19 protein-coding genes are annotated in these 20045 nt (G+C 46.7%); 5 read left to right on the top strand and 14 right to left on the bottom strand.

Annotated features, from left to right (window positions below):
- Positions 1-107: 107 nt before the first annotated feature.
- From H509_RS0117910 to H509_RS25780, 5 genes are all read right to left on the bottom strand, one after another.
- Positions 108-1067: a sugar-binding transcriptional regulator gene (locus tag H509_RS0117910; protein WP_028546300.1), complete on the bottom strand. Its 960-nt coding sequence runs from the start codon at positions 1065-1067 to the stop codon at positions 108-110.
- A 211-nt stretch (positions 1068-1278) separates the two neighbouring features.
- Entirely contained in the window at positions 1279-1560 is a 282-nt protein-coding gene (locus H509_RS0117905; RefSeq protein ID WP_028546299.1) for a hypothetical protein, read from the bottom strand.
- A gap of 95 nt (positions 1561-1655) precedes the next feature.
- Complete coding sequence (locus H509_RS0117900; protein WP_028546298.1) at positions 1656-1877, bottom strand: YuzB family protein; 222 nt, start codon at positions 1875-1877, stop codon at positions 1656-1658.
- Between the two features lie 99 nt (positions 1878-1976).
- A complete protein-coding gene (locus H509_RS0117895; RefSeq protein ID WP_028546297.1) occupies positions 1977-2258 on the bottom strand; it encodes a hypothetical protein in 282 nt (93 codons plus the stop codon).
- Between the two features lie 108 nt (positions 2259-2366).
- On the bottom strand, positions 2367-3632 hold the full coding sequence (locus tag H509_RS25780; RefSeq protein WP_245596139.1) for a M14 family metallopeptidase: 1266 nt from the start codon (positions 3630-3632) through the stop codon (positions 2367-2369).
- Between the two features lie 184 nt (positions 3633-3816).
- Here H509_RS25780 and H509_RS0117885 point away from each other — a divergent pair, with 184 nt between their 5' ends.
- Genes H509_RS0117885 through H509_RS0117870 form a run of 4 tightly spaced genes read left to right on the top strand, consistent with a single transcriptional unit; the run spans position 3817 to position 9490 of the window.
- Positions 3817-5154, top strand: a complete 1338-nt coding sequence (locus tag H509_RS0117885) for a YncE family protein (RefSeq protein ID WP_028546296.1) — start codon at positions 3817-3819, stop codon at positions 5152-5154.
- 54 nt (positions 5155-5208) lie between these two features.
- On the top strand, positions 5209-6345 hold the full coding sequence (locus tag H509_RS0117880; protein ID WP_028546295.1) for a DegT/DnrJ/EryC1/StrS family aminotransferase: 1137 nt from the start codon (positions 5209-5211) through the stop codon (positions 6343-6345).
- Between the two features lie 20 nt (positions 6346-6365).
- Positions 6366-6917, top strand: a complete 552-nt coding sequence (locus H509_RS26870) for a GNAT family N-acetyltransferase (protein WP_169450943.1) — start codon at positions 6366-6368, stop codon at positions 6915-6917.
- Positions 6914-9490, top strand: a complete 2577-nt coding sequence (locus H509_RS0117870) for a glycosyltransferase (RefSeq protein ID WP_028546294.1) — start codon at positions 6914-6916, stop codon at positions 9488-9490. The genes H509_RS26870 and H509_RS0117870 overlap by 4 nt, the downstream gene beginning before the upstream one ends.
- 94 nt (positions 9491-9584) lie before the next feature.
- Here H509_RS0117870 and racE read toward each other — a convergent pair whose 3' ends face one another.
- The gene (gene racE / locus H509_RS0117865; RefSeq protein WP_028546293.1) at positions 9585-10394 is read right to left on the bottom strand and encodes a glutamate racemase; all 810 of its coding nucleotides are present in this window, start codon (positions 10392-10394) and stop codon (positions 9585-9587) included.
- 741 nt (positions 10395-11135) lie between these two features.
- Here racE and H509_RS0117850 point away from each other — a divergent pair.
- Positions 11136-12257, top strand: coding sequence for a phosphodiester glycosidase family protein (locus tag H509_RS0117850; RefSeq protein ID WP_028546291.1), 1122 nt, complete (start codon positions 11136-11138; stop codon positions 12255-12257).
- A 150-nt stretch (positions 12258-12407) separates the two neighbouring features.
- On the opposite strand, the gene H509_RS25770 is transcribed toward H509_RS0117850, so the two are convergent.
- The 8 genes from H509_RS25770 to H509_RS0117810 form a co-directional block, all read right to left on the bottom strand.
- Complete coding sequence (locus H509_RS25770; RefSeq protein ID WP_051287309.1) at positions 12408-12848, bottom strand: YtxH domain-containing protein; 441 nt, start codon at positions 12846-12848, stop codon at positions 12408-12410.
- 54 nt (positions 12849-12902) lie between these two features.
- On the bottom strand, positions 12903-13361 hold the full coding sequence (locus H509_RS0117840; protein ID WP_028546290.1) for a hypothetical protein: 459 nt from the start codon (positions 13359-13361) through the stop codon (positions 12903-12905).
- Positions 13362-13626: 265 nt separating this feature from the next.
- On the bottom strand, positions 13627-14496 hold the full coding sequence (locus tag H509_RS0117835) for a MurR/RpiR family transcriptional regulator (RefSeq protein ID WP_036697711.1): 870 nt from the start codon (positions 14494-14496) through the stop codon (positions 13627-13629).
- A 308-nt stretch (positions 14497-14804) separates the two neighbouring features.
- Positions 14805-15707 (bottom strand): N-acetylmuramic acid 6-phosphate etherase, encoded by a 903-nt coding sequence (gene murQ / locus H509_RS0117830; RefSeq protein ID WP_028546288.1) that lies wholly within the window; start codon positions 15705-15707, stop codon positions 14805-14807.
- A gap of 181 nt (positions 15708-15888) precedes the next feature.
- Entirely contained in the window at positions 15889-16938 is a 1050-nt protein-coding gene (locus H509_RS0117825; RefSeq protein ID WP_028546287.1) for an N-acetylglucosamine kinase, read from the bottom strand.
- Between the two features lie 70 nt (positions 16939-17008).
- The gene (locus tag H509_RS0117820; protein WP_036697709.1) at positions 17009-18151 is read right to left on the bottom strand and encodes an exo-beta-N-acetylmuramidase NamZ family protein; all 1143 of its coding nucleotides are present in this window, start codon (positions 18149-18151) and stop codon (positions 17009-17011) included.
- A 52-nt stretch (positions 18152-18203) separates the two neighbouring features.
- Positions 18204-19058, bottom strand: a complete 855-nt coding sequence (locus H509_RS0117815; protein ID WP_028546285.1) for a carbohydrate ABC transporter permease — start codon at positions 19056-19058, stop codon at positions 18204-18206.
- A gap of 12 nt (positions 19059-19070) precedes the next feature.
- Positions 19071-20033 (bottom strand): carbohydrate ABC transporter permease, encoded by a 963-nt coding sequence (locus H509_RS0117810; protein WP_342663662.1) that lies wholly within the window; start codon positions 20031-20033, stop codon positions 19071-19073.
- Between the last annotated feature and the right edge of the window lie 12 nt (positions 20034-20045).

The following is a 20045-nucleotide window of genomic DNA, read 5'->3' as shown; positions in this document are numbered from 1 at the left end:
AGCAACACCCTATGAACGAACCTTTACTCTACTAAGGGATCACGATCATAGGGCTTTTGGATGTTCAACCTGTATCTTCATGTAGAAATACACCTTGCATAGCACAATTACCGTGTCTCTTTCAAACGGTTAACAAGCGCTGACGCCGTCAATTCGTCGGTAATAAGCACGTGCACATACTTCCCTTTCAGAGCAGCCCAAATACTATCGACCTTATGTACACCCATTGCAATGCCAATGACCAGTTTTACCGCTTTTAGCTGCTCCAACTCCATGCCGATAACCTTATTGTGAATCGGATGATCACAAAGATCGCCGTCTTGGTTAATAAAGCGGGAATTAATATCTGCTACGGCATTTAACTGCTTCAGATCCTGAAGCACTTCTTGATTCAAATAGCCAATCTGTTGCATCGTTGAACAAGCAAATGGATTGCCAATACCAACTAAAGCGATATCAATTTGCTGACCTTCTTCCAGCACAGCAGCGATGTGGGGCAGCTCGATGAGTTTGTTGCGGAGGTCCTCCGTTTCGACGACGGCAGGCGCGTAAAGTGATTCACATTTTCCGCCCAGCTTTTTGGACAGCTCATACGCGATTTGGTTGGAGTGAATTTCTGTATTGTCATTCCCCATACCCCCTACCAGTGGAACAACTTTGAGCCCCTCTCTTTTCTCAAAAGGAAACTCTTTTACGATATGATAAAGTGTCGTCCCCCACGATACACCGATCCGCTCGACTTGTTTCATCGTTCGTAAAATAAAACTAGCAGCCGCCTTGCCGACAGTGCTGTATACGAAGTCCTCTTTCAAATCTTTTGTGGGCACAACTAACACCTGCTTCAGATCAAACGCGGTCTCCAACTCATTTTCCAAATCAGTCGTTTCCAGTGTATCGTCATGAATGACAATTTCTACAATCGCCTCGTCACGTGCCCTTTGCAGCAGCTTGGAGACGGCAGGGCGCGATATTCCGAATTTTGCAGCTATTTTCTCTTGGGTCATCGATTCGAAGTAATACATTTTGCATATTTTTACGATCCACTTTCGTTCATCTGCGTTTAACATGAACATCCGCCTAACATTTGTTCTTATTCCATACATTTGTAATAAATATATGTTGCATATAGATGAAGGTCAAGTTAAGAAATCGTAAACCAGCGCAGCATCAAAAAAATCCCCATTGGGCTCAACAGTGTCACATGTATGCCGCCATGAGCTCCATGTTCACTGCTTACCTAGGGGATAATTCCACGGTTTAACAACCTTATAATGTGCCTTACTTATGATTCTTCCACTGCTCACTCTCAAGCAACGATTGTAGACGTCCATGCTCTTCTCCAAGCAGTTCCTCCGCAAATTCCACGGCCTGCTGATTCGCACTGTCGCCCGCCTGCGTCACAGCACGATCTGCCCGCTCTAAAGCATGCTCCGCTTGAACTACTGCCTGATCAGACGGATGTGACATCGCTTGCGAAATCGCGTGATGTGCTGTTTCCACTGCATTTTGCGCCTGAGAAATTGGATTCTGCGACTGTAAGCTTGAATCGTACTTCGACATCGTCCTTTACCTCCTCGGTCTAAACAGCGTTTCATAAGCTGTTTATGATCGTTGTTAGGATGTGATGCCGATCCTGCAATTATGCATTCATTCCTCTATTTGATAAATGGCTTCGCTTTCTCGATCGCCTCATCTTCCGTAGGCGCTGTAATATAACGGCCATTCACATAAATAAACACTCGCTTCGTGCAGTGGCCACAATAAGACTTGCAGCCAATTTTAATTTCTGCTTCAGGGTCAAGCTTTTTCACTTTTGGAAGGAACGATTTCATCTTAATATGGCGGCATTTATCACAAATACGTATATCGTTACTCATCTTATGTCACTCCGATTTATTCCCATTATGTTCACTCTTGCGAGCAACTCTATTGTAAGGGAACTCTAAAAGTTAAGCAACCATATCCCTTGCTTTTCCCTATGACGACTGGCCATGAGGAGGCTCATATTTTTTAGCTTGTTTGGCAAACCAAGGAATCAGCACCATCGTAAATACGACGTCATCAATCGGCATAAATGGCATCAAGTCGGGCAAAATCCAATATAAGAATATGGCTCCTACAAAAAAAATTTTAAGCTTAATCGGTACATGTCGCGAGCCAAGCAGTGCCGGAGCAGAACGGAATAGAAACCATAGTCTGCCCCATGTACGCTTAGGTGGCCGCGATGATGATGGCTGGTTTAGTCGCTTTGCAGACATGACACACACCTCCTTATGCTCTTAGCATAGTGTATGCCATTTCATTTGTCACATCCCGTTAATCGCGATATGGACTCCTGCGTAAGAACCAATGCTCAACCAAGTTGCTCACCCTAATAACTCGGACTGTTTGGCCGCGGTCGCCCTCCATTCTTGAGCTGGCATTCCGTTTAGTGCTGCCCGCATAATTGCACTTACTTCAACATATAACCGCTCAAATTGCTGCAAAGGGAGCGGATTAACACCCATACCAATCTCTACTGTAAAACCTGGCTTACGGAACGTCTGAATAAACCAGTCTTTAAAGCCTGCATCACTGCCAGACAACTTCACTGCGCGATAACCGCTGGCCAATTCAAATGTTCTAGCCCACGCTTCTGAAACATCGGGTTCAAAGTCCCGATAGTTCCAATAAATTTCTTGCCCCTGCGAGTGAAATGATAACGCAAGCTCAAATGACTCACGCAGTGTAAATTGAGCAAGCGCCTCCGCCTCTGGTTCACAAAGCGGTGCTTCTCCGCTGTAATTCATAGGCGAAGGTCCATCTACTTGCCGCCGCTCTTTCTCCTCGTCCCAATACGCTGGAAATTGATCATTTAAATCAACCCCCCGAATGTTCGCTTTCCATAACGAAAATTGTTTGCCATACACATTCCAGTCGGCCAATTGCGCGGCATACGGATGCTGATAGGTGATGCCCTCCTGAACAAGCTCCACGCCGTCTGGATTGACCATCGGTACAATCCAGAGCGCAGTTCTGTTGTATGCACCATGCGGGTCCCATCCTTGCCAAGATGCGCACCGCTCATAATGCAACGCGTAATCCTCTACAAATTGCATCAGCAGCGCTGACGTTATCCATTCATTAGCATGCACCGCTCCATTCGCGTGCACACGAAAAGGCCCTGTACCTATACCTAAAGCAACGATGGGCTTCCCCATTACGCTCGTCCCAATCTGTTCACTTTCTATAAAAGGATAACGTTGCAGCAACCGTTGAATATCATCAGCCAATTGAGCAGGTCCATACTCCGCATGCTTGCGCACATCTCGTTCATCTGTCCAGTACGGTATAACGAGGCTCTGTCCCCCATGAAGTCTGCGCGGATTTACTGTCGGATTGGCATTGGCCAGCCACTGTGCAGGAACTCGAAAGCGAGAAGCTATCTCATAGAAGCTTTCTTCATGCTGCACCACATATATGTTAGTTGGCCGCTGTGGAATATATAGAAGTTGACCAGCAATAGCGTGCTCTTCTACTCGAATATGTGGATTTATGGCCAATAAAGCAGGCAGATGAATACCATAACGCAAGCAAATGCGCAGGTATGTATCCCCTCTTTGAATCGTATACGGTATCGCCCCATTGCTCACATTACTCTCTCCTCTCCTTATTTGCAGTTGGTGACTACTATTTATATGCGGAATTGTAAGCCCCAATACCCAATGGACAGCGCCCCTTTCTATCACTCTAGTATTATGGTCCAAGTAGAATTTACGGCTGATTCATATAGTGGTCATAGAGAAATGCAGCTACAAAGAGGAGGAGATTCCAACCATGTTTGTTTACGAATATGGCCCGCATGATAACCGGCCAAGCAACAATGTGGCTTCTGTCGATGTAACTTTAACGAACATGTCCAACTTGACGGTGACCTGTATAGTCCGCTTTTATGCTTTTACCGACACGCCAGGGGCGCAGACACCTACCATTTATGGTTCACAAATCATCACGTTAAGCCCTTTTGGGAATGGAGCCTCCACTTATTTAATTAAAAATATGCCAACTGCTACTGCCTTTTTTGGTGTCAAAATCAGTGCCAACAATAATGAGGCAGAGCTGCTGCGTCGCGTCATCACGTTTAACAATGCTGTAAACCAGCCAGTTGGCTCCCTTACGATCCCATTAATCAGTTCCATGCCAAAATACGCTTATATCGTCAATAGCGGGGATGACACACTGCTCGTCCTTGATCAAGTCACCAAACAACAAGTAGGCGGTCTCATTCAGCTACCCCTTAACTCCATGCCGGTTGATGTCGCATTGCCTTACTTCAGCATTTATGCCTTTACGGCAAACAGCAATAGTTTAAATGATTCCCTCATCTTAACGGATACAAGACAGCTAGGGTTACTGCCAATTGGGAAGGAAAGCATTGCCATAGACACCGATGAACCATATGCGATCCGTGTATTTGCCTTAAACAACAATTCGCCAAACAGCTATGTAACGGTGTTTGATATTACAACCAATACACAGCGCCCAGGCTCCCCTATTACAGTCGGAGACAATGCTGTAGCGTTACAATTTGTTCCCGCCACCGAAAGATTGTACGTCGCCAATAAAGATGATGGCACGATCTCTGTCATTGATACGATAACGAATACGGTGATCACGACGATCCCCTTGCTGCCTGGAGTTCCAAATGCAAGTGCACCTGTCCATCTTGCCGCAAGCTCAAATGGCAAGTATGTCTATGTCGCCGCGCAAGGATTGCCAGGTGAAATTCAGGTCATTAACGGGTATACCAACACGTTGCTAACACCTATCCCGTTACTCGGCATTCCTTCTTCCGCAGGATTAATTCCTTATCGAATCGCGCTTTCCCCTGACGATGCCGTATTGTACGTAGCCTCATCTAACAGCTCGGACCTAGTAAGCCTGAATGTGAACAGCCCTGCAAAGCCTGCCCTTTATCGTAATGTGACGATGACTGGTGGACCTCCAGAAGCACTTGCAGTCACTCCTGATGGCAGTGAAGTATATATTGTGAACAACTGGTCCTCAGGCAGTACGGTAAGTATATTGGATCGCTCCACCAATTCGCTGCTGCCCGTGCCAGTCCCTACTGGCTTCCAGCCAAAAAGCATTTCTTTTTCCAACTTTATATGGTAAACCAGAGCAGCTTCATTCGTACGGATTGAATATGATAGAACGGAAGTGATTACAATGAACATTCCATTGTTCGTCCCTACCTATCGTGTCGATGAATGCCTTGCCGAGATTCGCGATTGTTTGGAAAAAGGATGGACGGGACTAGGTTACAAAACGATCGAATTTGAGGAACGGTGGAAAGAATATACTGGATTCCAACACGCCCATTTCCTCCATTCCGCTACTGCGGGGCTTTCATTGGCGGTAGAAGTGCTAAAAATGACTAAGGGATGGAAAAAAGGCGATGAAATCATTACGACGCCGCTAACTTTTGTTTCGACAAATCATACCATACGCTATCATGCTTTAAAGCCTGTGTTTGCGGATGTTGATCATTACTTATGCTTGGACCCTGATGATATGGTGAAGCGCATAACACCCAAAACTCGGGCGGTCTTATTTGTAGGCATGAGTGGCAACACAGGTCAATATGAACGAGTCGTAGAGCTGTGCAAGCAGCATGGTCTTGCACTCATTTTGGATGCAGCGCATATGGCCGGGACTCGTTTGCATGGTTGTATACCTGGAAAAGAAGCAGACGCCGTCGTCTATTCGTTTCAGGCGGTAAAAAATTTACCTACCGCTGATGGCGGTATGGTGTGTTTTCATGAAGCGGCACAGGATCACCTTGTACGTAAGCTGTCTTGGCTTGGCATCAATAAGGATACGTATACCCGTACAAATGCTGAAGGCCAATACAGATGGTTGTACGACGTAGAGCACGTTGGCTACAAATATCATGGCAATTCGATTATGGCTGCAATCGGTCTAGTTCAGCTCCGTTATCTCGATCAAGATAACGCGTACCGCAAACAATTGTGCACCTGGTATGAGCAGGCTTTGGCTGACGTGGGACCTGCCATTTCGGTTATACCGGTAGCACCGGATTGCGATAGCAGTCGTCATTTGTTTATGATTAGCGCTCCTGCCCGTAACGAGTTGCTTGCCTTATTAAACGAAAATGGCATTTTTCCTGGCGTGCATTATCGAATAAATACGGCCTATCGCATGTACCGACATGCACGAGGCCAGTGCCCGATCGCAGAATCCATGTCAGACCGGATTATTTCACTTCCTTTACATCTGCGAATGACCTATGCAGATATACAAACCATCACAAATGTGATCAAGCAGTATGTAAACAATCTCTAGGGGAAGGAGCGGATATGAAGATGGATCATTCATACCGAATTTTGAGTCCGCGACTGCTGCTTCGCCCTTTAACCGAGCATGACCTAGATCAGGTCCGCTCATGGCGCAATCAAGAGCATATTCGAATCTGGTTTCAAGACGACCAACTCATCGAACCTGAACAACATTTTAATTGGTATGAGCGTTACCGCACGAATGATAGCGATATGATGTTTATCGCTGTCAGACTAGATAAAGAGAAACCGATTGGCACGGCTGCACTCTACCGTATCAATACGTTTAAACGTAAAGCCGAATTCGGTCGCGTCCTTATCGGGGATTCGGAATCGCAAGGCCAATCATATGGTGAAGAAATTGTTAAAGCCGTGACTCAATTTGGCTTAAATACACTCGGACTGCAATCGATTGAGCTATTTGTAAAAGTGACCAACACACGTGCCATTCGTATTTACATGAACTGTGGGTATGTACATGATTCCTCGTATCGCCATCCAGTGGCAAAAGGCTCCTCCGCACTCATTCGTATGGTGTGCTTTGCGTCGAAAAGGCGCAGGGAGGGGCGGGATTCATGACGGATGCTTCATTATTTATGCGCGACCAGCACATCATATACCCGCATCGTCTAATTGAAGCGCCTGAAGTAAGCATCATCATGCCCACTTATTGTCGCAATCAATCCGGCTTATTAAGCCGCGCCATCAACAGCGTGCGCGCCCAAACGTTTGCCAACTGGGAGCTGATCATCATAGATGACGGCTCTCGTGATGGCAGCTTGGATACGATTCGTGAATTCCAAAGAATAGATCATCGTATCATTCATATACGGCATGCCTACAACTCCGGTCTGCCCGCCGTCCGGGTAAATGAAGGGCTGATGCTGGCAAGAGCCCCATATATCGCTTATCAATTTGACGATGACGTCTGGAAGCCCATACTACTTGATGTTCTCTTAAAACATATCCGAAAAGTTGAATCTCCTGCACTCGTATACGGTAAGGCACAAGCCTTTCCACCTGACAGCCGAATCATAGGAGGCAACTTTGCCGCAGGTTCTAGTCGGCTTATGGATGCCAACTTCATAGCTAACAATAGCGTTCTCCACTCTAGGGAATGCTTCGAAAGGTATGGCTTGTACGATACCCATGTCGTCATGCGAAGGGTGTGCGATTGGATGCTTTGGCAGCGTTGGTCCCAACTTGTCCCATTTTATGATGTAGATGTCATCGTGAGCCAAGTCTCGATCGGGCAGGATAACGCAATTGGGGAAATCGCCCCGTATGATTTGCTAGCTTATCGTATCTTTAACGGCTTATATCGAGAGAAGGTACTGCTGCCACACAACTGGCTCCATGCCGAAGTGGATCATTTGTCACCGTGGGCAGATGCCCTTTCCTCCACCTGCAAAAATCGAATGGAGCAGGAACACATCCAGTTATGGAACAAACAAACGGCGGACACCCTTGCAGCACTTGCAAAGCTACGACACGCAGCCTCTATATATGGGAACAGCGGGCACGACAATAAGGGGTTAGGGGAGGCCGATTTTACCGACTTGCAGCCATTGCACAACAACACGCTTATCAAGCGTGAACTTTCTTTAACCCGTAAACGTTCCATTGTCGTCAGTAAAATGCATTATGATCCGTCGGTAGACATTACGTTCCAACATTTTAATCGCATTGCTAACCCACTCTTCCAATCCTTTTATGTGCCGCTTCATCAAATAGATACTTCGTATATGAGAGATTCGGATCTTGTTGTGCTCCATCGTGCATGTTACGACTTCTCCGTCTTGCAGCATTATGCCGCCCAACAAATAGGCAAGCCCGTCGTTTATATGATGGACGATGACTTTTTACACTTATATCAAGTCAGTCCTGAATTTCATTATTTGGCTCCAGGAGAAAACTATTATAATCAACTATTAATTCATTTGCAGGAAGCGGACATCTGTGTGGCCTATTCGGATATTACAGCTGACAGCATCCGACCCCATAACCCCCGTGTTCTGACACTGAGCACCAACATTCCGGGGAGTTACTTGCAACGTCCGTTTATTAGAAATAATGGCACACGGCCATTCCGAATTGGATATACGGGCGGAAATTCAAGAACCGACGAATTCACCCAACTGTGGGAAGCTTTTCAGCGCTTGTCACAAAAGTACGGGGATCAGATTGAATTTGTATTTTGGGGAATGAACCCGCATTCGTTCCCTGCCCTGTCATCACCTGTCAGCTACGTACCTTTTACGTATAGTTATTACGAATATTTAAATCGACTTATGAATATTGACATTGATCTGGGGATTGCGCCGCTCGATGATTCCACCCGTGCTAAATCGGGAAAATGTCCAATTAAATATTTAGAATATACAGCGGCAGGCACGATAGGCATCTATTCGGACGCCTTGCCTTACCGTTCGGTTACACATCAGGTTACGGGATGGAAAGTTGCAAATACCGTACAGGATTGGTACGAAGGAATGGACACCCTTATTCAGATGCCTGTTGAAGCGAGAGAGCGCCTATGGCAGTCTGCCCACGATGATGTATGCCGAACATTTTCTACAGAGAAGGAGAGAATTCGGGTAGCTGCTGTAGCCGAAGCTGCGATTCTGCATCACCGCTTTCGTGAGCAGCGTGCTGATGATGGAAAGCCTTACATCGCCCTGCTGTGGAACGAGCCTTTTGAACAGCAATATGCCTTGACCTCATTTGTGGCCGCGCTGCGTGCTTACGCCTTTGAAGCGATTGTACTGACCGGAAGTATGCTTGATAATTCGGAAGCGTTAGCGCTGTACTGCAAAGATCATCAGATTCACCATCTCGCTGTCGAGCAGTTGGAACGGCTAAACCTTATTTCAGAAACTGCCGCAGTAGAATCGTCTGTGCCAACGCTCACAAACCTTGCTGCCTGTATCCAAATGCATACCGATGCCGAATCGAACCACTTGTTATCCATGCTTCAGCAGTGGCAACAACAATCTACAAATCCCCATAGTAAACCATTAATTATAACGAACTGGGACAATATCAAGTATCATTCAAACGTTATAGAGCAATTAACGGAAGTGGAGCTGCGCCCTGTCGTGTCCGATACGATGTTAGCTTGGGCCATACTTCGTGCCTTTAATGAAAGTTAGTTCTCTTATGGAAAACACTGACGAAGGGCTGTATCTCGTCTGTCTACGCAGACAACGAATACAGCCCTTCGCAATTATGCTATAAACCTGTGGACTAATAAATATGAGGCACCTGCCAAATACATGGAATATCCTGAATCTGATCTCCTAGCCACTCCTTGGCAATATGTTGAAACATTTCCTGATCACCGCTGCAAAAAAATTGATGAACGGGCATGTCATCTTTCTCCGCAAGCTGATTTTTATCTTGTAAAATAGTGCTTACTTCACGTGCTGTCTCTTCAGCCGAGTTAATTAATTCAACACCAGGCCCCATCACTTCCTGAATCGGTTCGGTCAGAAACGGATAGTGCGTACAGCCGAGAACTAACGTATCAATTGGCGTGGCCCGGACAGAAGCAAGCGACTCGCGAACGACACTCCACGTTTCTTCCGATCGATACATACCTTTTTCGACTAGCGGCACAAATTGAGGACAAGCTTGTGAAATAACTTCTACATGTGGGGACAAACGTCTAAGCGCTTGCACATAAGCACCGCTTCTTACGGTTACATCTGTTCCGATGACACCGATATATCCCGATTTAGTAGCAGATATGGCTGCCCTCGCTCCTGGGTGAATAACACCTACCACAGGTACGGATACATGCTGTCGTATGTCTTCCAAGGCAACTGCTGCCGCCGTATTACAAGCAATTACGATCATTTTAGGTTGATACTGGATTAAATAATCTACAATTTGACGGGTAAACAATCTTACTTCTTCCGACGAACGAGGTCCATACGGAGAGCGAGCTGTATCGCCAAAATATATAATCTTCTCTCTAGGGAGCTGGCGCATGACCTCTTTAACAACTGTCAAGCCTCCGACTCCTGAATCAAGCATTGCTATAGCTTGTTGCACGAAAACACCGCTTCCTTCATCTCTTGTTTGACTGACCGGATCACACTCGTTATGACGTATTCCGTACTTAATACCATATGTATAGCGAGGATAAAACGTACCTCGATTCTAACTGATATATAGACAAGGTTCAAGTATAGGTAATGCTGCTGCGGGTAAGGCGTGCAAGTTCAATTCCGTAACCTGCCAGCAACTTTTTACCGATTCACGCGTTATTATTGAAAGACAAGTTGAAACGGTGCTTTTTATTTCACAACTAGAGAGAGAACCAATGAACGTATGAACGTAATTGGAAGTCATAAATGGAGCAAGTGAGATCAACCTTATAGGATGAGAGGAACTACAATGCGAAATCCAAATTATTCACAAAAGCCAACAGCTTCAAGACAGCTCCCGCCACGAAGGCTAAAGCATACACCGCCTGATCCTGCACCCGAGCGTGCTGTACCGGTACAAGGTACACCAAGCAGCTACACTTCTTCTAGTCCCGCATTCACCCCTGCGCGAAGAAGCGCTGCTGTTCGCCATAACGATAAACCTTTACGAACAAGCGCATCTGCTAGTTCCGTTACAGGACCTGTAAACAGAACGGCTGCACACGATGATGCTGCCAGACGTGCAGTAGGAGGACGCAGCTTTAATACGCCGGTCAACAATGATTATGGTAGACTCGTCACACCGGACTCTCCGTCACCGAGAGTCACAAGACAACGAAGTGACAACCGATCGTCAAGCAGACAAATGCCTGCCCCTGCTGCTCCAGACAACCAGAAACAGAAAAAAAAGAAGAGCAAAGGGGCACGCAAACGTGCGATATGGAAAATTATCCGCGTTTGGATGGCTATTTTTATGTTATGTATTACGTTCGGGGCAGGCTGGCTGCTGTTTACTCCATCAGGTGAACAGTTCCGGTTTATGATCGCTGATACACTGCTGACGACTCGGCATCGCCACTGGGCCAAGTTTATTATCGGGGAAAAAGAGACGAATCGAAGAATCCAGCAGTACAACAATCGATTTGAACAAATGGGAGACGAACAAGCAAATACAAATTTGATCAAAACTCCAGCACAACCTAAAAACGACAAGCCGCTTACGGAGCTAAAAGAAATTAGCGGACAAGGATATAGTGGTTACTTGCTTACGATACAAGACCCTAAATCAATTCGGGTAGCCGTCACAAATGAGATGGGCATGGGAGAAAAAGTATCCACGATGGTTAAACGGACCGGAGCCCGATTTGGTATTAACGGGGGCGGATTTGCTGATCCAAACTGGAAAGGGAATGGATTTCAGCCGATCGGTATCGTTTATGCAGATGGCAAGCTCTTCTACAACGGGATCGGTAAAAATAAGCGGACCCAAATCGTCGGCTTTGATAAAGAGGGCAAAATGGTAGCAGGCAATTATACAGTGAGCCAGATGGAAGAGCTCGGGGTAAAGGAAGCTGTCAGCTTTCAGCCTAGAATCATTGTGAACGGCAAAGGGTTAATCAAAAATGCCGCCGATGGCTGGGGTATTGCTCCTCGTACTGTGATTGGGCAAAAAGAGGACGGAACGGTACTGTTTCTCGTCATAGACGGAAGACAGACACATAGTATTGGCGCTAACTTGTATGACTGCCAACAGCTGATGCTGGAACACGGGGCTGTCATCGCCGCCAATCTTGATGGCGGCTCTTCGACCGTACTCGTCGGTGAGGGTGGCAAGCTTGTAAACTCACCTGCAAGTCAGTACGGCGAGCGGCTGCTGCCAACAGCCTTCCTTGTATTTGATCACCCTGACAAAGCCATCATTAAAAATATATGGGAAGGCCTTGATCCGACCAAAATTGATCCGAGCACGTGGAAGCGTCATTCCTGATGTATGTATCAGCACGGAATATTTGTAGCTTGTAAGATCACAATTTGGCTGTATACTGTTTTAACAAACAAGTCCCTATCTTTGTGGAGCTAGCTTTTCATGCTCCTAAAGGTAGGGACTTTCTTATACCGATCCAGATAGCTGTGCGCACTATTTGATAGGTTGAGCTTGTTGATTTACAGCTGCATTGTCGCTAACTACTACGATAGCTACTTTTTGATCCGCGGTCAGGCCCAAGTCACTTGCGTTTCCCGACAAGGCAACAGCGGCTGCTGCTTCAACTGTGATATCCTCTGCTTGCTCGTTTGCGACCGAAGAAACCAACACCTTTTCGTCGTGATTGCCAAAACGCTCCTGAAGTGCATGCTTCCAGTCCGATGTCTTCTCCTTGGCCGCTTCCACCCATTCACTTGTCTTGTCACTCACTTGTTTTGCCAACTGCTGCGACTTCTCACTGGCTTGCTTTGCACCTTCAGTAAGATCATGGCGCAGTTCTCGTCCCGGCTTTGGTGCCAGCAACAATGCCGATACCGTGCCGACGACACTGCCAACTAACAAGCCTACCCAAAATTTACGTTGTGATTGTGCCATTCTATTTCCTCCTTATAAATAGCCTTCGTCCTGTTCACTGCTTAACGAGATCATTTAATCCTTTCTTTTCTGCTCAGGAGTAACGTGTGATGATGAGCGTTGACGACGAGTCTGGATATCAGACCATAGTGTGTAGGCCAGGTCGGCCCACTGTAGCGTATCGTGAATCCGTCGCTCGTTAGCCTGCTGTGCTGCTTCAACAGCAGACTCTGTCCGTTCAGACCAGCGCGCCAGACGACTGTTCCAGCCCTCAAATATATGACGAGTCCGCCCAATCGTTTCGCTCCACTCCGTTAATTGCTCTGCCGCTGCTTCCGCCTTCTTCAACGCTTGATCTCCCCGGCGGGTCAGGTCGCTCAATTGCTGAACAAGTTGGGTAGACTGCGTATTTAACATACTTAAAGACTGACTCGCCTGTCTTACTAAAAAAAGCCCTCGCCATATGGCGACTACTGCCGTAATGCAAAGCACAAGCCAGGCCCCAGCCGCTACAGCAACACTCCACTCTACCATGATCTACCTCCTGAGTTCAGCATCGATCAGGACGAATGCCCATGTCGTAATGACAGTATAAGAAGAATGGGCTTGTCTTGACACACAGAAGCTTTATTTTTTTTCATATGCTTGACTTCGCCCTTTATATCCATGCCAATCTCGTCAGATTGAAATCTTAATAGTCGTTGCATGAGGACATAACAAAATACCCCTTCTGCGGCTGTGGAATTAAATTTCCATCTTCAACCGAAGAAAAGGTATACCGTAGTTGGAAGTGATTTAGTTAAGAACGTTGTTCTTTCATAAACCGAATGGCTTCTCTTGTTTGATCCAAATATTGAACGGTCTTGTCGTATTGATGCGAGGCAACACACATAAAGAGCACGTCAATAATATGAAGTTGGGCCAGTCGAGAAGAAGTCGCTGCGCTGCGGAAGGTTGCTTCCTTAGTAGCCGATATAAATAAATTAAGCTGCGCCGCTGATGCAATTAATGAATTACCGTAATGAGTCAGACTTACAGTACGGCTCCCCTTCTGATTGGCAAGCTGTAAAATATCATACACTTCTGACGTTTCTCCAGAGTAAGAAATGCCAAATACAACATCTTCTGATGTCATGTTAGCAATGTTCATCGCCACAACATGCACGTCCGTAAACGCTGTCGCTGGCTTGTTAATCCGTAGAAACTTTTGCTGCGCATCCATCGCTATAATGGAGGACGCCCCGACTCCAAAGAAATGAACGTTGCGCGCACGAATTAATACATCCACTACGGTTGCCATGTCCGCCAGATTGACAATCTCTGACGTTTCCCTTAGCGCCTGAATACTGTTTGTGGTCATCTTCTCCAACACAGCGTCCACGCTCTCATTTGGCTTAATATCCCGATAGCCTTCGTGCTCTGACTTATTTAAGTCACCTACGATGCGGAGCTTCAGCTCCTGAAAGCCTTTGAGTTTAAGAGATTTGCAAAGGCGAATGACAGCTGCACTGCTCGCATTGCACCTCTCTCCGAGCTCGGACGCGGTTAAAGAGACCGCCTCTTGCGGGTGTTCAAGAATATACTGCGCGATCTTTTTCTCCGAAGGAGGCAGCTTGGACAGCATATCAGACAGCATAACCAAGCCGCCCTTAGTCGGCGATACGTACATAGGGATTCCTCCTTTGGACTGTTGCACGCTACGGACTCCATTATATAAGCGTTTATATTTATAAATGATGTGCACTACCTCTAACTATAACGGCAATAACATGAACAGCAATAACACGGTTTACCCACGCTTTATGATAAGGGTAGTTCTAGCATAATCGCAACGGACATGTTCTAACAAGGGCACTACTTTCCAGCATACATACGTACTCTCAAGTCCTCACAAAGCTGGATATAAAGATAGAATCCTCCATCTGTTAATAAGCCATACACGTCGGAATTAATTTGATGTTATTTCCCGTCAGTCCATTAATGTAAATGAATTGCTTGCCGCACCAAGCCCCCAGTGCGCTCAAGGCGTTCTCTTGCTTCCTTGGCGCTTAATCCGGCCTCCAGCATAACGATTGCGGTTTTTACTTCTTGATCTGCTACAGCAAGCGTAGATGACGCGGTTTCATAATCTACGTTCGTAATACTCATAACAATGCCGCGGGCGCGTTCCTGCAACTTGTAGTTGCTTGCGTTCAGATCTACCATCAAGTTTTCATATACTTTTCCTAGTCTAATCATGACAGAGGTGGAGATCGTATTCAGTATCATTTTATGAGCAGTGGCAGCTTTCATCCTTGTAGAACCTGTTACGACTTCAGGCCCTACCAGCACTTCAATTTTAACGTCAGCAAAGCGGCTGATCGCTGAGCTGTCATTACACGTCAGCGATACGGTGGCAGCACCTCGATCTTGCGCGTATTGCATAGCTCCAACTACGTAGGGGGTTCGGCCGCTAGCTGCGATGCCAATGACCACATCCGCTGCGTTTAAGCCGCGCTCCTGTAGGTCAGCTGCCCCTTGGGCCTCGTTATCCTCTGCCCCTTCCACCGCGGCAAATACCGCCCCGCTGCCGCCTGCGATCACCGCCTGAATCAGTTCTGGCGGTGTACTGTATGTCGGGGGGCATTCTGCGGCATCTACAAAACCTAAGCGACCGCTTGTGCCAGCACCAACGTAAAACAAGCGGCCCCCCTTTTTAAGAGATGCGTACACAGAGTCTACTGCTTCTTCCACACGAGGTAGCACACGATAGACCGCCTCCATAACTGAACGATCTTCTTGATGAATCACGCTGACGATATCATGTGTACTCATTTGGTCGATAGTCATCGTACGTGGATTGCGCTGTTCCGTTAATAAAGCCGAAATGTTCGTATCCATATCCTCACAACCTATCCGCTGTATATTTCTGAACCTGTTACTTATTACTGCACAATCATCACACTGTCGATAATCCGTTGTTACACGCCCATTAAATTATTGTTCTGCTGACGCTGTTTTACATAAATTTGCTACTGTCCAACCTGTATGGCTTGCTGCATTCGCGTCCACTTTGTTGTACTTACACTCGCTGTACGGTCATTGCTGCCAATTGCTCACTTATCCACGAACATAGTTGAGCAGGAAGAGGAATGTTCAAGCAGCGCAAGCCAGCAAATACAGCTCCTGCTACTGGTGGGCAATCAGGGACATGAAATTGCGCAGGCATGCCCGCAGCGCTGCATATGTCCTTGATGGTAGGCAGCAGCAAGGCCGCTCGCTGGAACACACCACCCGTCAGTACAACTTGTATGGTATCGTTCGGCTTGTTCGGCACGTTCAGCTCACCCGACTCGCTTAACAAAGGTGAGGGGCCGCCATCTCCTTTTTTATACAACGCTGTAATCGCCTGCCCCATATCCTGGGCAGCCTCCTTAACGATCTCGAGCGCAGCTTTATCACCCACATCAGCCGCTTCCAGCACAAGTGGAGCCACCGCAGCTACTTGTTGGCGAGCACTCTCGGTATAGATCATCGGGATCAAGTCCGTTATGGTATGCAGCCCGTAACATTGTTGCAGCATAGGCATGAGCACCGTTGGTGCAGCTAGCCCATCCCAAGCTCGAAAGACAGCAGCTAACCCCGCCCTACCAATCGCATAACCACTGCCTGCATCACCGATAATGTATCCCCAGCCCCCCACTCTTTCTCTCCTTCCATTCGCATGTACACCATAAGTAATCGAGCCAGTGCCTGCAATTTGTACGATCCCCGGTCCTCCTAACGTGCCGGAATACAGAGCAGTCACCGCATCATTATCGACTACGATATTGGCTTCCCTCGGCAACAGGCCCTGTTGACAGAACTGCTGGAGATGAATTGTCACTTGCTCTCGGTTATTTCCTTGCTCGATACCTGCCAAGCCTGCAAACAACACCTCTACCCGTTCACCACATTGCTTTGCCACATCACAAAGACTAGATACAACGTCTGTCAAAACCTGAAATGCACGAACACAGTCGCCATTTATATTCGATGGCCCACATTGCACAGCAGACAACACAGTGCCATCTCGCCGCACGAGCACACCAAGTGTCTTGGTCCCACCTCCATCAATCGCTAAAATGGCCATGACACAATCCCCTCTCTTATTTGGCGCTTCAACTTTAACGTATCAACGGAACTAACAACTTCCCCAAGCGCTAGCTATATAATAAATAGGCGTTGGAATCCTTACTGAATGCGTCTAAATCGGATTCGTAACGTTCTGCATAAGTAACAGCCGTTCCCTGTTGAATCTGCTTCTTCAGCTCGCGATCACCCGCCAATTGATGAAAATGTTCCATTTCCTTGTAGCAAAACGATTGTGGATACATCGCCGCCACAGTTTCCAGAAGCTGCAATCCGACTACAAATGCACGCAGCACTTTGCGATCCGTCACATGGAGCTGAACACCTTCACATCGCTCTCCGTTATATTTTTGATAGGTAGGCACAAACGAGACTGGGCGGGCAATGACACCTGGCATCCGCCGTTCATTCAGCACTCTCGCCAAGTTGTAGCCGTCTATAAAAGGTGCACCCACCATCTCAAACGGTTTAGCCGTGCCACGTCCTTCAGACAGGTTTGTTCCCTCCATCAGACACGTGCCTGGATAAAGCAGGGCCATATCAAGCCCGCTTGCATTCGGGGAGGGCGGAACCCACAACAACCCTGTCTCGTCAAAATGCATATGTCGGTACCACCCCTGCATCGGGATTACGGTTAGTTCGCACCGTACACCAAATTGATGCACAAACAGTTGGGCCAATTCACCAATCGTCAAACCATGCCGGACCGGAATCGGATATAGGCCTACAAACGATCTGCACGCCTCCGCAACGAGATTCCCTTCCCTTATAGTCCCGTTAATCGGATTGGGACGATCCAGCACCACAAACGGAATGCCTAACTCCCCACAGGCTTCCATTACATATGCCATCGTGTAAATATAAGTATAATAACGAGAACCGATATCTTGCAGATCAAAAAAGATCACCTCAATATCACGCAGCATTTCTGGAGTTGGCTTGCGTGTTTCTCCATACAAACTATACACAGGCAAGCCCGTCACATTATCAATGGAGGAACTGACCGCTTCTCCTTCCTTGGCATCCCCCCTGATCCCGTGTTCAGGTCCGTATAGAGCTGTTAGGTGAAGGTGCTCATGTTTATGAAACAGATCAATCGTAGGGATCAGCCTATAGTTAACCCCAGTCAAATTCGTAACTAGTCCGATACGCTTTCCTCGATACAATTCAGCATACTGTTGTAAAAATACCTCCACGCCTAATTTTAGACCCATTTCTCCGTTTACCTCCTCTGAAAACATCAGCAGCAGGAACCTTACACTTTCCTTAGCCTTTGGAACCTGAAATGACAATCCCCCGTATAAAGTGCTTCTGCGCAAAAAAGAACAACAAGAGCGGCGGTGTCACCGCAATAATGGAAGCTGCCATAAGCAATTGCCAAGGGGTCGAGCCATAGGAGGCTGTAAAATTCGCCAGTCCAAGCGACAATGGATAATGCTCCGTACTATTCAAATAAATCAGCGGCCCCATTAAATCATTCCAACGGTACATAAACTCCAAAATGGCACCTGTAGCAAGTGCTGGTAATGACAATGGCAAAATAACACGGAAAAACATCGTAAAGTAGCTGCCGCCGTCAATCTTCACCGCTTCATCCAACTCATGCGATATGCCCATATAAAACTGGCGCAGCAGGAAGATGAGAAATGCGCTCGCGGTAAACGCAGGGACGACAAGCGGCAAATAAGAATCCACCCACCCTAACTTGTTAAACAATAAGTATTGTGGAATCATCACGACTTGTGGCGGCAGCATCATCGTGCTAAGCACAAGTCCGAACATCAGCTTGCTGCCGCGAGCTCGCAAGCGTGCAAAGGCAAAAGCAACAAAAGCAGACGTTAGCACCGTTGCAAATACAGTAATACCTGTATACCAAATCGTATTCCACATATAAGTCCCAAACGGCGAAACTCGGAACACTTCGACGTAATTGCTCCATTGCGGTGCACTAGGAACCCAGACCATCGGCAATTGAAACACTTGTCCCAGTGTCTTTAAAGAAGTGGAGGCCATCCAAAAAATCGGGAATAAAAATAATCCTATAAACAAAAACAACACGCCGTATATTACCGCTTTTTGCGTCAGGGACAGCTCCCCATGAACATATCGTTTCGGCTTCATTAGCTGCCCTCCTTATTTTCGGCTCGTATATTCGTAGTGGACATATCGTTTGGACAGCGTTAGCGACAGCATCGTCAATGCAAAAATAAGTAAAAATAAAATCCATGCCTGTGCAGATGCGTATCCCATGCGGAATTGCGAGAATGCCGTGTCAAATAAGTAGTAGACGTAAAAATAGGAATTCCACTCCGGTCCACCTTTCGTAATGACGTAAGCTTGTGTGAAAATTTGGAACGATGAAATAATAGCCATAATCGTATTAAATAAAATAACAGGCGAAATTAGAGGCATCGTAATGTTAAAAAATTTGCGAAAGCTGCCCGCGCCATCTATATCTGCCGCTTCGTACAAATCTTTGGGCAGCGATTGCAAACTAGCTAGAAAAATAACCATCGTGCCCCCTAAACTCGTTAGCTGCATCAGCACCATCGAAGGCACAACCAGCTTCGCATCGGTAAACCAACCTAGGCCAGCTAATCCGAACCATTCGTGTAATACATTGTTGACAAAACCAAAGTCCGGATTCAGCAGCCACGACCACAAAAACGCAATCGATACCCCTGATACGATTGAAGGCGCATAAAACAACGTCCTAAATATAAACAGCCCTTTAATTTTCTGATTCAGAAGCACGGCCAGCAGCAGCGATAAGACGATCGTAAACGGCACAGCCAGCACCACGTAATAAGTCGTTACACTTAGCGACTTAAAGAACAAAGTGTCCTGGAACAAGGAAATAAAGTTATCCAAGCCTGTAAATCTTGGCGAGCTAACTACATCATAATTTGTAAAGCTGAGCCATAAGGAAGCGACCATCGGTCCTCCCGTAAATAAAATAAAACCGATAATCCACGGTGAAGCGAATATCCAGAAGGCTCGTTCTTCCTTTTTACGCTCAGGGTGAACTTTCATCTTTGTCTTGCGGCCAGTCATCATCGAGCTATTTTCAGACGCCGCTTGTTGTTGGGTATGCAATAGAATTCACCT

The organism is Paenibacillus taiwanensis DSM 18679 (assembly GCF_000425125.1).
Classification (GTDB): domain Bacteria; phylum Bacillota; class Bacilli; order Paenibacillales; family Paenibacillaceae; genus Paenibacillus_B; species Paenibacillus_B taiwanensis.
This window is presented reverse-complemented; position numbering and strand designations above follow the sequence as displayed.

Coding starts and splice junctions, on each gene's coding strand:
- H509_RS0117910 (WP_028546300.1), bottom strand. CDS start 1,067: ATGTTAAACGCAGATGAACGAAAGTGGATCGTAAAAATATGCAAAATG.
- H509_RS0117905 (WP_028546299.1), bottom strand. CDS start 1,560: ATGTCGAAGTACGATTCAAGCTTACAGTCGCAGAATCCAATTTCTCAG.
- H509_RS0117900 (WP_028546298.1), bottom strand. CDS start 1,877: ATGAGTAACGATATACGTATTTGTGATAAATGCCGCCATATTAAGATG.
- H509_RS0117895 (WP_028546297.1), bottom strand. CDS start 2,258: ATGTCTGCAAAGCGACTAAACCAGCCATCATCATCGCGGCCACCTAAG.
- H509_RS0117885 (WP_028546296.1), top strand. CDS start 3,817: ATGTTTGTTTACGAATATGGCCCGCATGATAACCGGCCAAGCAACAAT.
- H509_RS0117880 (WP_028546295.1), top strand. CDS start 5,209: ATGAACATTCCATTGTTCGTCCCTACCTATCGTGTCGATGAATGCCTT.
- H509_RS26870 (WP_169450943.1), top strand. CDS start 6,366: ATGGATCATTCATACCGAATTTTGAGTCCGCGACTGCTGCTTCGCCCT.
- H509_RS0117870 (WP_028546294.1), top strand. CDS start 6,914: ATGACGGATGCTTCATTATTTATGCGCGACCAGCACATCATATACCCG.
- H509_RS0117850 (WP_028546291.1), top strand. CDS start 11,136: ATGCCTGCCCCTGCTGCTCCAGACAACCAGAAACAGAAAAAAAAGAAG.
- H509_RS25770 (WP_051287309.1), bottom strand. CDS start 12,848: ATGGCACAATCACAACGTAAATTTTGGGTAGGCTTGTTAGTTGGCAGT.
- H509_RS0117840 (WP_028546290.1), bottom strand. CDS start 13,361: ATGGTAGAGTGGAGTGTTGCTGTAGCGGCTGGGGCCTGGCTTGTGCTT.
- H509_RS0117835 (WP_036697711.1), bottom strand. CDS start 14,496: ATGTACGTATCGCCGACTAAGGGCGGCTTGGTTATGCTGTCTGATATG.
- murQ (WP_028546288.1), bottom strand. CDS start 15,707: ATGGATACGAACATTTCGGCTTTATTAACGGAACAGCGCAATCCACGT.
- H509_RS0117825 (WP_028546287.1), bottom strand. CDS start 16,938: ATGGCCATTTTAGCGATTGATGGAGGTGGGACCAAGACACTTGGTGTG.
- H509_RS0117820 (WP_036697709.1), bottom strand. CDS start 18,151: ATGGGTCTAAAATTAGGCGTGGAGGTATTTTTACAACAGTATGCTGAA.
- H509_RS0117815 (WP_028546285.1), bottom strand. CDS start 19,058: ATGAAGCCGAAACGATATGTTCATGGGGAGCTGTCCCTGACGCAAAAA.